The sequence below is a fragment of the Desulfovulcanus sp. genome, from assembly GCF_982781345.1.
In genome coordinates, this window is sequence record NZ_CEYAEZ010000073.1 from 1 (window position 1) to 12763 (window position 12763).

Consider the following 12763-nt stretch of genomic DNA (forward strand, 5'->3'; position numbering starts at 1 on the left):
CGCTCTTCGAGAACGTAGAAATAGCAAGGGTTTTAATAAGTCAGAAAGTTGAGTTTTAAAAAAAATATAATATCCTACGTATCAACAAGTCGCAAGGATAACTGTTGTTCCATAGACATGGGAATAAAAAAGGGACAGGAGAAATTTATTGACCTTCAAGAAAAAAATAGAGTCGCTTTTCAATCAAGCATTTATTTTTGGCAGGAAGAGAAACCTGAACTTTTTGTTAAACAGGTATGTAATCATGCGAAAAACCTGGCACGTATTCAACACTGTTTAGCTTGGCTGATTAGGTTTTTTAGGCAAAACAGACAACAGCATCCAGTTTTACCTTAATTTGATGGGCATGCAAAAAGTCAAAATTGGTTCTTTTGCATGCCCATTTTCTTTTTTACGAGAGAATAAATTGACTGGTTTTCATCAGCCAGTTGAAAATATCCTGAGGGACTAGCCCCAAATAAAGAACACCGATGGACAAAAGTAGAGCCAGAGCAGTACTCGAGGGAGAAAGGGTGAATTTTAAGGGAGCTACTTCCTTTACTGTATAGGCATGGCGGACAAGGTTTAGATAATAGTAGATCGCAATAGCGGTATTAATAGCCCCGACAATGACCAACCAATTAAAGTTTTGCCCCCAGGCAGAGCCAAGTAAAAACAGTTTTCCAGTAAATCCGGCCGTAGGAGGGAGTCCCACCAGGGCAAAGGCAGCTACAGCCAGGGTAAAGGCCAGGGCAGGAGAAGAGTGATGCAAGCCATTTAGGTCGTCAAGATAGATATTGCGTCCTGATGAAGATAGGCGAGTGATAACCCAGAAAATGGTCAGGTTCATAAGCATGTACACCAGGCCATAAAAGGCTGCTGCTGACAGGCCATAGGCTGTGCCGGAAACAAGTCCAAGCATGATGTATCCAGCGTGGGAGACACTGGAATAACCAAGTAATCTTTTTATGTCTTTTTGACTTAAAGCGGCCAGGTTTCCTATGGTCATGGACAGGGCAGCAAAGATGGCTATTATGGTTTTTACCTCAAGTCCGGGCATCAGGGCCATGATTCTAATTAAGACCACAATTGCTCCCAACTTGGGCATTGTAGCTGCAAAGGCCGCTGTTTCATTGCTTGTGCCCTGATAGACGTCAGGACACCAGAAGTGGAAGGGGAACAAGGCCAGTTTGTACAAAAATGCCAGCAAAAAAAGTCCAAAGCCAATAAGGGCCATGGGATTTTCTGCCCATGACCAGTTCATCCCAGCCAGGGCATGTATAAAGGTGGTTTGCTGTCCAGCAATAATATAGGAAATGCCGTATAGTCCCAGGGCTGTAGCCACAGCTCCGAAAAGGATATACTTTATACCTGCTTCAGCCGCCTTGGCGTCTTTGTTTCTTAAAGGAATAAGTACATATAGACTGTATGAGGCAAGTTCCAATGCAACGTAGATGGAGAAGAGTTCCACGGTGCTGGCTAGAATTAGGAGCCCAAAAGTGCTTAAGCTCATAAAGAAGAAGTAATCGGCAAAGTGCTCGCGTTTTATGGTTTTGTTTTGACTAGCATTGGCCGTGCAAATGGCAAAGCCTAAGAAAATGACAAATTTAAAAAACTGGGAAAGGCCATCTATTTTGTAGGTGTTGTAGAGCATATATCCGTTTTGACCAAAAGAAATTATGCTCACAAACACTCCGGCAAAGGCAGCATAGGGCAACCATTTTGTTTTATTTTTTAAACTGTGGGTGATGCTTTGGACAAACAAGATACAAATTATGGCCAAAAGATAAAGTTCAGGTAAAAGAAATTGCACTTTAAAGTTCAAGGCCGTGCTCCTTATTAGTTTATCGATTTATTGGCTAAATAGTTAAAAGGATTATTGGTTTTTTGGTCAATCATTCAACTACTCAAAAGCTCAACTATCTAACCAATACATGGTTTAGGATTTTGGCCAGTGAGGCATCCATTGTTTTTAGAGCCAGGCCTGGGGCCAGGCCAAGGTAAATGACCAGAATAGCCAGAGGAAGTAGGTATATCCATTCTCTTAAGCTTAAATCATTCCAGTCCTGAGCCTTGGCTGCACTAGGTTCACCCCAGGCAAGTTTTTGTAAAAGTCTTAGCATATAGGCAGCGGCTAAAAGCGCGCCTGGAATAGCTAAGAGTCCCAGGAGCATATTCTTTTTAAAGGTGCCGATAAGGACCAATGCCTCTCCTACGAAACTGTTGGTTCCGGGAAAGGCCAGGGAAGACAGGGAAAACAGTCCGAAGAAAAATAGGTATGCAGGCAAGAATTTACTCAGGCCCTGGTTGGCAGATATTTCCCGGCTATGGCTGCGTTCATAAATGGCTCCGACAAGCATAAACAGGCCGCCCGTGGTGATGCCGTGGTTGATCATCTGCATAAGGGCCCCTTCTGCGCCGCGTAAGTTGAAAATAAAAATGCCTAAAGTGACAAAACCCATATGGGCTACAGAAGAGTAGGCAATCAGTTTTTTCATGTCTTTTTGACCCAGAGCTACCAGTCCACCATAGATGATGGAGGCAATGGATATGGCTATCATCATGGGCGCGAAATAGACACTGGCCGCAGGGGTTAGCGAGAGGCAGAAGCGCAAGAATCCGTATGTTCCCATTTTAAGAAGTACTGAGGCCAGAAGAACAGAACCAGCGGTCGGGGCCTGGACATGGGCTGCCGGAAGCCAGGTGTGGAAGGGAAACATGGGCACCTTGATGGCAAAGGCAATGGCCATGGCCAGAAAAGCCCAGAATTGAAACCTGAAAGGATAGTCTTTGGTTATCAGTTCAGGGATAGAAAAGGTACCGGCTTGTTTGTAAAAGGCAATCATGGCCACTAAAAGCAAGGTACTTCCGGCCAATGTATAGATAAAGAATTTAATAGACGCGTATTTGCGTTCTGGGCCACCCCATACAGCAATGAGAAGAAACATGGGCACAAGCATGGCCTCCCAGAAGATGTAAAAAAGGACAAAGTCTAGGGCCACAAACACGCCAATACAGGCAGAGGTCATAAGTAGCAGACAGATATGAAACTCTTTGATTCTTTTGCCGATATAGGTCCACGAACAGAGTACACATAGAGGAAGGAGGATAATTGTTAACAGAACCATGAGATAACTTATACCATCAATACCCAGATGGTAGTTAATTTGCCACTGGGTTATCCATGGATGAAATTCCTGAAACTGAAACGCACTTGAGCCGAGTTTAAACTTTAGTAAGGGCAAGGCCAGGATTATTTCTATGATCCCAAAGATAAGAGTAAGAACGCGGACCCACTTTTCTTTTTGAACAAAGACCAGGATCAACACGCCAAGCAAAGGATAGGCAATAAGGCTGGTCAAAACAGGCCAGGTAGAGTTCATAAGCTTTATGCTCCGTTAATGCGTTTATGTTTAAAAAGTATAAGGTTAATAGTCTCTTTAACCTTAAAAGTTACATGTTTTCTACACAAAGAATACCAGCGCAAAGATTATCAAGGCTATAAAGACCGCTGTAGCCAGGTAGTCCTGGATATTACCTGTCTGGAAACGAGTGATATTTTTGCCCAGTCGCATCACGGAAATAGCAGTGCCGTCAACCGCCCGGTCAATATCTTCGCGGTCAAAAAGGGCTGCGCCTTTAGCGGTGCCCATAAGTCCCCTTAAACATATGCGGGCATAAACTTCCGTCCAGATATTATCCACAGCTTCAACCGGACGTCGGCAAAATGCCAAAAAGGCTCGGCCAAATAAGCGGTAAAAATAGTCGAAATCAAGGTTGATCTTGGCCTCGGGGGTAAGTTTTTTGCGTAAAATATAAAAACCGAGTCCGGTAAACGCCAAAAGCTGCAAACTTTGCAAGATGTGCCACGGGGTATATGGCACATACTCCACTTCAAATGGGAGCAGATGATATAAGAAATTTGGATACACACCGATAAAGAAGCATAAGAAACTGGACAGGAACATGGCCACATACATATTTTTAGGGATAGGCTTCAATTTAACGTCAGCATTTTTGGGACCAAAGAAGGCGAAATAGGGAAGTTTTAGACCTACAGAGAGGAAAGTCCCCACGGCAGCCAATTCCAGTCCTAGGGCCAGCCACGTATGATGGGCTTCAGCTGCGCCAGCAATGACCATTGTTTTGCTCACAAACCCGGAGAACAATGGAAAGCCGGAAATGGAAACCGCGCCGATCATATAACCGATAAAGACCAATGGGAGTTTACCAATTAGTCCGCCGAGTTCGCTCAATTTGGCCGTGCCCGCAGCATAGAGAAGCGTTCCTGCCCCCATGAATAAAAGGCCTTTGTATAGGATATGGGCATAGGCGTGGGCACAGGCACCATTTATGGTCATGGTCGTACCTATACCAATTCCGGCCACCATGTAGCCCACCTGAGAGACTATATGATAGGCCAGGATGCGGCGAGCATTGTTTTCAATGGTTGCATAACAGACGCCATAAATGGCCATGATTGTTCCGGCGTAAGCCAGAATCTCAAAACCTCCAAAGGCTCTGGCCAGGACATAAACAGCTGTCTTGGTGGTAAAGGCGCTCATAAACACTGCGCCCGTGATGGTTGCTTCCGGGTAGGCATCAGGGAGCCAGGCGTGTAAGGGCACAATAGCGGCATTAACAGCAAAACCAATCAAAACCAGATAATCGTAAATAGTGGCCTGATGTGGATCGATTGGGCCAAAATCAAAATTGCCGACCATTTTATATCTTAGGAGTAGCCCGGCCAAAAGGAATAGGCCACCTAAAGTATGGAAAATAAAGTAGCGAAATCCTGCATCAATGGATTTTTGGACCCGGTTTAACCAGACCAGGAACGTGGATGCCACAGCCATAAGTTCCCAGAATATAAACAAGGTCAGGTAGTCACCGGCAAAAGTGGCCCCGAATGCACCTGCCACATACATGGCCGCGGCAATATGTTGGGCCTTGTCTTTGACATGCATGGCAAAGATAAAGCCGATAATGGACTGGATAGCAAAGACATGGGCAAAGACAATGGCTAGTTCATCTACCCGGCCCAAGGTCAAATGAACACCCAGGTAGTCAAATTGGAGATATTGCCCATTTTGCATAAACAAAACAGTCAAAATGGCCAGTATGCCTGGTATAGGCAAAAGATATTTAAAGCTACTTCCTCGCCAGACGCAAAGTATAAGGCTTAGGCCGATAAAGTATAAACTAGGATGGATAAAGCTAGTTGTGGTCATAAAAATCCTCGTCTTTGCCTAAAAAAGTGTGTGCAGCGCCTTTGCAGATCTTTGTTAAGGCGATGGTCGCTATGGTTCCAAACAGGGCCCAGAATCCAGGAATCTTTTCCAATTCGAAATGAGGATGATGGGGAATGATAAATATGTTTAGAGCAACTAAAATAAACAAGATGGTATAGAAGATATTTCCCCAAAAGGAGGTGTTTTCTCTGGCTTTGACAAAGAGTTTACCCAAATTAGACATTGGTTTCCTCTGTTTTGTTGGTTAAAGGTTTTAAACCATCAGCCATAAGCTATCCCGTTGGCGCAACCTTCGGCGGGGCTACGAGTTAACTATCCTCCACCAAAGATGCGGATGAATTGCAAAAACGGCTCAGGATAAAGGCCCAAGAGGACAGAGATAATCGCTGTAAGGGTCAGGGGAATGACCATGGTCAGCGGGGCTTCTTTGAACTCTGCAATATTTACTTCCGGCTTAGGTTGCTCAAAAAAAGCTTTATACACTATGGGGCCAAAATAGCCGGCATTTAAAGCTGTACTTAGAAGAAGGGCCGCGAGTAATATAACCCTGTTTATGTCCACTGCGCCATTTATCAGATACCATTTACTGACAAATCCGCATACTGGCGGCACGCCAATCATGCTTAGAGAGGCTATGGCAAAGGCGCCAAAGGTCCATGGCATTTTTCTGCCCAGTCCGGACATAAGGCTGATCTTTTTTAAATGGGTGGCTACATAAATGGCACCGGCAGCAAAAAACAGGGTGATTTTACTAAAGGCATGGTGTGCAATATGGGCCAGCCCTCCGGTTACGGCCATGGGAGTGAGCATGGCCACACCGATAATGATATACGAAAGCTGACTGACAGTTGAGTAGGCCAGCCGTGCTTTAAGGTCGTCTTTAGTCAGTGCGATGACAGAAGCTATGACAATGGTAAATGCTGCCAGATAGGCCGTGGGAATGCCTAAGTTTAATGCATCCATGGTCTGGATACCAAAACCAGAGAGGATGACTCGGCTGATGGAAAAGACACCAGCCTTAACTACTGCCACAGCGTGCAAAAGGGCAGATACAGGAGTTGGTGCAACCATGGCTGAGGGCAGCCAGTTGTGCAGGGGCATAATGGCTGCTTTGGCCAAGCCGGCAATAAACAAAATATAAGTTACAGTGACCCAAAAAGGATCTGCACTGGGTGGAAAAATACCCTGGACCATATCGCCCAGGTGAAAATCTAGGGTTCCTGCCAGGACATAGGTCATAATCATGGCAGGAAGCAAAAAGAGTTTAGATGTACCCATTAAATAGACGATGTATTTTCTGGCACCTATATAGGCATCTTCATCCTGATGGTGGGCCACAAGAGGGTAGGTGAAAACAGTAATGATTTCGTAAAATAGGTACAGGGTAAAGATATTCGCACTGAAAGCTACGCCTATAGCTCCAAAAATGGCTACAGCAAAACAGAAATAGTACCTGGTCTGGGCGTGCTCTTTTAAAGAACGCATATAGCCGATGTTATAACTGGTGGCAAAAATCCATAGAAAAGAAGCAACGACAGCAAAAATGAGACTTAAGCCATCTACACAGAACTTGACCGTGATTCCTGGCAAAAGCTCAAATAGTTGATAGAGATAGATGTGACCGGCAAGTACTTTAGGGACCAGGGATAATACTGAAAGAAAAGTGGCAGAGGCAGCAACCAAAGAGACTGCTTCGCGTAAGTTTATATTTTTTCTAAGTAGCCAGATAAAAAAGGGAGCCACAAGAGTAATTCCCAGAGGCAAAAGAATAACGGCAGAGGCGATGAATTTAGTCATTTTATCCCCGTAAGCTGGTTAGTTTCCTGAGTTCTACACTGCCAAACCTTTTAGAGACAACCAAAATAATGGCCAGGATCAAAGTGGCTTCAGCAGCCGCAATGCCCATGACCAGGAGGGTACCAATCTGGCCCAATTCATTGGCTGTATCCGTAAGTTGCGTTGCAGCCATAATACTTAGACCAGCACCATTGAGCATGAGTTCTATGGACAAAAGCATGCCCACTAGAGTTCTTCTCCAGATAAGGCCAAAAAGACCAATACAGAGTAAGAAGACAGCAGTTAGTTGATAGATGAGCAATGGAGTCATTTTCTTCCCTCGTTATTACGCTTAGCTGTTATTTTTAATGATTTAACAGCACTCCCCTTTTCAGGTAATTTAGTCTTCAGTCTCAAGCCCTGCTTGGGGTATCCTTTTCTCAAAACCCAGAAGGACCGCGCCGGCCATGGCCACAAAAAGGACCAGGGAGATAAGCTCAAATGGTAAAACATACGGACCTAATAAAAAACGCCCTAAAAATTTTACACTGGTTTCCTGCGGGGTAAGATTACCTGGTGGCGCTGTCCGGATTACTGCCAACCCCAGAAAAATAGCCGGTGCTAATGATGCCATAACAGCGTATTTTACTTTCCCCCTGCGCTGCTTCTGTCCTTCTTCACCTGTACTTGAGGCCTGAGTGAGCATAATGGCAAAGAAAATAAGTATACTTACCGCGCCTACATAGATCAGGATTTGCATCAGACCGATAAACGGGGCTGCCATTAAAAAATAAAGTCCGGCCACGCCAAACAAGGTCATAATAAGTCCTGTTAATGCCCGGACCAAACTTTTGGCAAGCACGGTAATAAAACCTCCACATAAAATGAGGGCCAAATGTCCGATTAAAACAACATAGGCCAGGGTAAGCATCTCTAATTTTCCTCCTTGGCTGTCTGGCTCTGACTGCGCATTCTGGCCAGAAGATCAAATTCAAATTCTTTAGGTGAGACGCCAGCAAGATAAACGTTTTTTGAAAAACGCAGACCGCCCAGAGGGCAACTTTGGGCGCATAATCCGCATAGACTACAGTAATTGTAATTTAATTCAAAAGCCTCCAGTACTCTCTTTGTCTTAGGTTTTTTGAGCGGTGCTGCTTTCTGGTTGTTCTGTACCGGTTCTTGTGAAGAAGAATCCTCTTTTTTTGGTGAAGGAACTGGTTCCGTAACCTTCTTTACGTGTAAAGTTATACAGTTAGAGGGGCAGATTTTGGCGCAGGTCCCGCAAGCTATGCATATAGGATTAAATGGGTCGTTTTTTTTGGGCACAAGCTCAACATGGCCGCGATAGCCATCCAAGGTGTCAACGGTTTCTCGTGGATAATGCACAGTTAGCTGAGGCTGGAAAAAGTTTTTCCCGGTTACTTTAAGACCAACAACAAGGCTCCACAAGTCCGTAAGAGTTTGTTTTATTTTTTTGACCATCATTCTTTCGCGATTTGTGTTTTGTTTGAATTTATTAGGCTATTTTATGGTTATATATATTTAGAGATTTTGGATTATGGACTTACATCGCATTTTTTCTTTAGTCTCGCTTGATTATCCAGGATTTTTCACAGTTTGATTACCAATGCTGTGATCAACAGATTGATCAAAGACAAAGGAATGAGCCATTTCCAGCAAATATTTAACAATTGATCAAAACGAACCCGGGGATAAGTCCATCTAAGCCACATCATAACAATGAGTAGGGCATAAACTTTGAGTAAAAACCACCACCAACCAGAGGCAAGAGGTCCATTAAAACCTCCCAAAAAGAGAATAGAGGCCATGGCGCAGGCCACAATCATGTAGGAGTATTCAGCCAAGAAAAATAGTCCAAAGCCCATGCCTGAATACTCGGTGTGGAATCCAGCCGTAAGTTCGCTCTCAGCTTCTGGCAGATCAAAAGGAGCTCTGTTGGTTTCAGCCAAAATACAAATAAAGAAGATAATGAAAGCCAGGGGTTGATAAACTATATACCATTGCCAAGGCCATGCTCCTTGGGAAGTGGATATTTCATAGAGGTTAAGACTACCACTGAGCATCATGATAGGCAAAACAGAAAGAAGCAGGGGGATTTCATAAGCTACAGACTGAGAGATATCCCTGGCTGCTCCTAAAAGAGACCATTTGTTCTGGGAACTCCATCCGGCAAGGCATAGGGCCAGGACATTTAATCCTGTAAAAGCTAAAATTAAAATTAGGCCGACATTAATATTGATATTGGTAAGGGTTGGCCCAAAGGGTATGGGTAAAAAGCAGACAATAGCCGGAGCAAAGGAGAGAATGGGCGCGGCCCAGTAAAGCACTGCATCAGCACCTTTTGGCGTGATTAGTTGCTTACCAACAAGTTTAACGGCATCAGCCAGCGGCTGTAAGATTCCATGTGGCCCGACTTCAAAAGGACCTGGACGCCTTTGAACATGTCCGGCGATTTTTCTTTCCAGGTAAACTAAAACCAGACCATTTAGACCAACAAAGGCCAGAATGGCCACAAGGCCAACTAAGATTTGGATCAAAGGCGAGGGTAGATTTATCATCGGTCAATCTCCGGGATAACAAGGTCCAGACTGCCTAAAATGGACACTGCATCGGCCAGAAGCGTACCTCTGGCTACATCGCTAAAAAGGCTTAAATTCGAAAAGCTAGGAGAGCGTAGCTTGAGTCGATATGGAGTTTTTGAGCCGTCGCTCACCAGATAGATGCCAATTTTTCCTCTTGCTCCCTCGACAGCAAAATATACTTCGCCCTTTGGAGGTTTGAGGATTTTGGGTACCTTGGGATGGATATAGTCCCCTCCCGGCAGGCTATCCAGTGCCTGTTCAATAATGCGCAGACTCTGCTCCATTTCATCCATCCGTACCAGATATCTGGCAAGTGCGTCTCGAGTATTGTAGACAGGGATTTCAAAATCAAAGCGATCATAGACAGAATATGGTTCAGCTCGGCGTACGTCATATGGTTTGCCTGAACCCCGCAAGACCGGGCCGGTGGCCCCATATTTGCGGCAGGTCTCTAAACTAATATGGCCGATATCTTCTACCCTTTTGCGCAAGATTATGTTGTCCGTGACCAGATCTTTATACATGGGAAAGCGCGAACGCATGTATTTACAGAACTCTTTGGTGTCATCGATAAACTTCTGGTCAATATCAGCGCTTACTCCCCCAAAACGGTAGTAACAATAGGTAAGTCTTGAGCCGGTTATCCTTTGCAAAAGGTCCATGACAATTTCGCGATCAGCAAAGGCGTACATAATGGGAGTAAAAGCGCCCAAGTCTAAAAGATAGGCCCCCCACCACAAGAGATGAGAGTTTATACGGTTTAGTTCGCAGGTAATAACCCGAATATACTCGGCCCGTTCAGGGACTTCTAGCCCCATGAGCTTTTCCACCGCACCTACATAGGCCCAGTTCCAGGCCAGGGCATGTAGATAATCTACACGGCCCATATTGGGCAGATATTGGACATAGGTTTTCACCTCTGCCATCTTTTCCTGCATGCGGTGAATATACCCTAGAACCGGCTCAGCCCTTAAAATGTATTCGCCATCTATTTCCAAGATGATCCGCAAAACACCATGGGTGGATGGGTGTTGGGGACCCATGTTTAAAATAAGCTTGTCTTCTTCTGGTGTGGGCTGAAATTTACGGGTATAAAAATCTCCGCTGGTATCGAGCTTAAGATCGAGCATCTCTATTCTTCTTTGCTTTTAGATTTTGAGAATTGTAAAATATATTCCTTAAATTCCTTATCCTGGGAAGAAGTCAAATCATATTCGGGATCAGGTAAAAGTTGATTTAAATCTTTTTTCTCTTTCTCCTTTTTAAGTAGAGGGGGATTATCTATTTCCGGAGACAAGAGTAGGGGAATAAGGTTGGCATGGCCTTTAAACCTGATGCCAAAGAAATCATAACATTCTCTTTCATGCCAGTCTGCGCCAGGAAAGATACGAGCAATAGAATCAGCTTCTTTTTTATCTTCACTAATTATGGTCCGTAAAACAATTCTTCCTGGATTATCCCAGTGATCAAAGTGATAAACCAGTTCAAAACCTTCCTTCACATGAACGCAAGAAACATCTTCCAGAAAATAGCCCAGTTCATCCAATTTTTTTACTGCAAAAAGTAGCTTGTTTGGGGAAAGACAAAAACTTCGGATATACCCGGCACGCTTATCACTGCAACTAGCCTGGCCACAGGCGTCATTTTCTTTTAGTTGAGCTGAATCGGAATTCATGGCTATTCTCCTTTAGGCTTTGGCCACCACCTCTTGCCTGTGATCTTTTCCTGCAACTTAAAAAGACCTTCCAAAAGACCTTCTGGTCTGGGGGGGCACCCTGGAACATAGACATCCACCGGAATAAGTTTGTCCACTCCTTCCACAATGCCGTATTGACCTTCAAAATAAAATGGGCCTCCAGAGATGGCGCAATTGCCCATAGCTATAACATACCTGGGTGCAGGCATCTGTTCATATAACCTGACTACCATGGGAGCCATTTTTTTTGACACCGTCCCGGCAACGATCATCAGGTCCGACTGCCTCGGGGAAGGTCTGAACACTTCAGCTCCAAACCGTGCAATATCAAACCTGGCCATGCCCACAGCCATCATTTCAATGGCGCAACAGGCCAGACCAAAGGTCATGGGCCATAAAGACATGGCTCGACAAATATCCACGAATTTTTGGGCTAGCTCAATGTTGATAAAGGGGGCGTCTACCTGCGTCTGAGCATAGATTAAACTTTGATCCGCCTGGGCCATGTAAAAACTCCTTTTTTCCAGAAATAAATAATAGCAGCAAAAAGAATAAATACAAAAATGAGTATCTCATAAAAGGGCATAAATCCAACACTTTCTGGATAGAATACAGCTACGGGAAAAAGATACAGTACATCGACATCAAATGCCAGAAATAACAGGGCATAAAAATAATAGTTGATACCAAATCTAACCCATGCTGTTCCATGCGGACGCATACCACACTCATAGGGTAGAAACAACTCAGATGATCTTGCTTTGGGAGAGATTAATAAAGAGCCAAAGATGGGTACTGCAGCAAAAATAATTCCAGCTATAAAGAAAATAAGTATCGCTAATTGTATCCAGGAAACTATCATCTTATATCTCCGCTGATTTTATAGGTTGACCATCTGGTTGACTAAATAGGATTTATTGAACCATTTGTTAATTTATATTTGAGGATAATTATATTATAATAAAAATTAATACTTATTATCTCTTGGTGAAGAACATGTATTTCAAAAATATATTATTTAAAAGAGCTAACATATTTGACAGGCCTAGTCGATACCTTTGGTAAAAAAATTAATAATTCTTAGCTTGTATATTTATAACCAAGCGAAATATTTGAGTAATTTTTTTAGATGCTGGGCGATGACATAATTTTTGAGGTTTGTGTTACTTTTTTTAAAATAGTGTTACAATGATTTGGCTTTATTGTCAAATTCAAATCATAAAATTGATATTTTTAGCTGGTAAAAAAATGTATATATAAGAGCCTGTAGCCAAACCCTATTTTAGCCGCTGATTGAAAGTCTTGGTTTCTGAAATGCATTGCAAACGGCTTGGGTAACCCATCTTTGGGAAGCTTGAGGAAAAACAGAGCATCGGGATGAATGGGCTAAATATTTTGCGACATTGACCATAACTATCGATAATAAAAAGAATATTTGTTTACCCAAAATATCCCAT

General features: G+C 43.6%; 13 protein-coding genes. All 13 read right to left on the minus strand.

From position 1 onward, the window contains the following. Window positions 1-391 precede the first annotated feature (391 nt). Window positions 392-1804: an NADH-quinone oxidoreductase subunit N gene (locus AC3WVG_RS10175; protein ID WP_488798014.1), complete on the minus strand. Its 1413-nt coding sequence runs from the start codon at window positions 1802-1804 to the stop codon at window positions 392-394. A gap of 94 nt (window positions 1805-1898) precedes the next feature. After that, on the minus strand, window positions 1899-3362 hold the full coding sequence (locus tag AC3WVG_RS10180) for a complex I subunit 4 family protein (protein ID WP_488798015.1): 1464 nt from the start codon (window positions 3360-3362) through the stop codon (window positions 1899-1901). Between the two features lie 81 nt (window positions 3363-3443). Beyond that, a complete protein-coding gene (locus tag AC3WVG_RS10185) occupies window positions 3444-5210 on the minus strand; it encodes a Na(+)/H(+) antiporter subunit D (protein WP_488798016.1) in 1767 nt (588 codons plus the stop codon). Next, on the minus strand, window positions 5197-5454 hold the full coding sequence (locus AC3WVG_RS10190) for a hypothetical protein (protein WP_488798017.1): 258 nt from the start codon (window positions 5452-5454) through the stop codon (window positions 5197-5199). Before AC3WVG_RS10190 ends, AC3WVG_RS10185 begins: the two co-directional genes overlap by 14 nt. Window positions 5455-5543: 89 nt before the next feature. Further along, complete coding sequence (locus AC3WVG_RS10195) at window positions 5544-7028, minus strand: monovalent cation/H+ antiporter subunit D family protein (protein WP_488798018.1); 1485 nt, start codon at window positions 7026-7028, stop codon at window positions 5544-5546. Between the two features lies 1 nt (window position 7029). After that, entirely contained in the window at window positions 7030-7338 is a 309-nt protein-coding gene (gene nuoK, locus AC3WVG_RS10200; protein WP_488798019.1) for an NADH-quinone oxidoreductase subunit NuoK, read from the minus strand. A 69-nt stretch (window positions 7339-7407) separates the two neighbouring features. Continuing rightward, window positions 7408-7938 (minus strand): NADH-quinone oxidoreductase subunit J family protein, encoded by a 531-nt coding sequence (locus AC3WVG_RS10205; RefSeq protein WP_488798020.1) that lies wholly within the window; start codon window positions 7936-7938, stop codon window positions 7408-7410. Between the two features lie 2 nt (window positions 7939-7940). Continuing rightward, entirely contained in the window at window positions 7941-8492 is a 552-nt protein-coding gene (locus AC3WVG_RS10210) for a 4Fe-4S dicluster domain-containing protein (protein ID WP_488798021.1), read from the minus strand. A 125-nt stretch (window positions 8493-8617) separates the two neighbouring features. Beyond that, a complete protein-coding gene (gene nuoH, locus AC3WVG_RS10215) occupies window positions 8618-9586 on the minus strand; it encodes an NADH-quinone oxidoreductase subunit NuoH (protein ID WP_488798022.1) in 969 nt (322 codons plus the stop codon). After that, complete coding sequence (locus AC3WVG_RS10220; RefSeq protein ID WP_488798023.1) at window positions 9583-10740, minus strand: NADH-quinone oxidoreductase subunit D; 1158 nt, start codon at window positions 10738-10740, stop codon at window positions 9583-9585. Before AC3WVG_RS10220 ends, nuoH begins: the two co-directional genes overlap by 4 nt. Before the next feature lie 2 nt (window positions 10741-10742). Next, entirely contained in the window at window positions 10743-11285 is a 543-nt protein-coding gene (locus tag AC3WVG_RS10225; protein ID WP_488798024.1) for an NADH-quinone oxidoreductase subunit C, read from the minus strand. 2 nt (window positions 11286-11287) lie between these two features. Further along, complete coding sequence (locus tag AC3WVG_RS10230; RefSeq protein ID WP_252380813.1) at window positions 11288-11812, minus strand: NADH-quinone oxidoreductase subunit B; 525 nt, start codon at window positions 11810-11812, stop codon at window positions 11288-11290. After that, window positions 11788-12168, minus strand: coding sequence for an NADH-quinone oxidoreductase subunit A (locus AC3WVG_RS10235; protein ID WP_488798025.1), 381 nt, complete (start codon window positions 12166-12168; stop codon window positions 11788-11790). Before AC3WVG_RS10235 ends, AC3WVG_RS10230 begins: the two co-directional genes overlap by 25 nt. Window positions 12169-12763 lie beyond the last annotated feature (595 nt).

Bases quoted from the DNA above. Each gene is read 5' to 3' on its own strand.
- AC3WVG_RS10180 (WP_488798015.1), bottom strand. From the start codon at position 3,362: ATGAACTCTACCTGGCCTGTTTTGACCAGCCTTATTGCCTATCCTTTG.
- AC3WVG_RS10185 (WP_488798016.1), bottom strand. From the start codon at position 5,210: ATGACCACAACTAGCTTTATCCATCCTAGTTTATACTTTATCGGCCTA.
- AC3WVG_RS10190 (WP_488798017.1), bottom strand. From the start codon at position 5,454: ATGTCTAATTTGGGTAAACTCTTTGTCAAAGCCAGAGAAAACACCTCC.
- AC3WVG_RS10195 (WP_488798018.1), bottom strand. From the start codon at position 7,028: ATGACTAAATTCATCGCCTCTGCCGTTATTCTTTTGCCTCTGGGAATT.
- nuoK (WP_488798019.1), bottom strand. From the start codon at position 7,338: ATGACTCCATTGCTCATCTATCAACTAACTGCTGTCTTCTTACTCTGT.
- AC3WVG_RS10205 (WP_488798020.1), bottom strand. From the start codon at position 7,938: ATGCTTACCCTGGCCTATGTTGTTTTAATCGGACATTTGGCCCTCATT.
- AC3WVG_RS10210 (WP_488798021.1), bottom strand. From the start codon at position 8,492: ATGATGGTCAAAAAAATAAAACAAACTCTTACGGACTTGTGGAGCCTT.
- nuoH (WP_488798022.1), bottom strand. From the start codon at position 9,586: ATGATAAATCTACCCTCGCCTTTGATCCAAATCTTAGTTGGCCTTGTG.
- AC3WVG_RS10220 (WP_488798023.1), bottom strand. From the start codon at position 10,740: ATGCTCGATCTTAAGCTCGATACCAGCGGAGATTTTTATACCCGTAAA.
- AC3WVG_RS10225 (WP_488798024.1), bottom strand. From the start codon at position 11,285: ATGAATTCCGATTCAGCTCAACTAAAAGAAAATGACGCCTGTGGCCAG.
- AC3WVG_RS10230 (WP_252380813.1), bottom strand. From the start codon at position 11,812: ATGGCCCAGGCGGATCAAAGTTTAATCTATGCTCAGACGCAGGTAGAC.
- AC3WVG_RS10235 (WP_488798025.1), bottom strand. From the start codon at position 12,168: ATGATAGTTTCCTGGATACAATTAGCGATACTTATTTTCTTTATAGCT.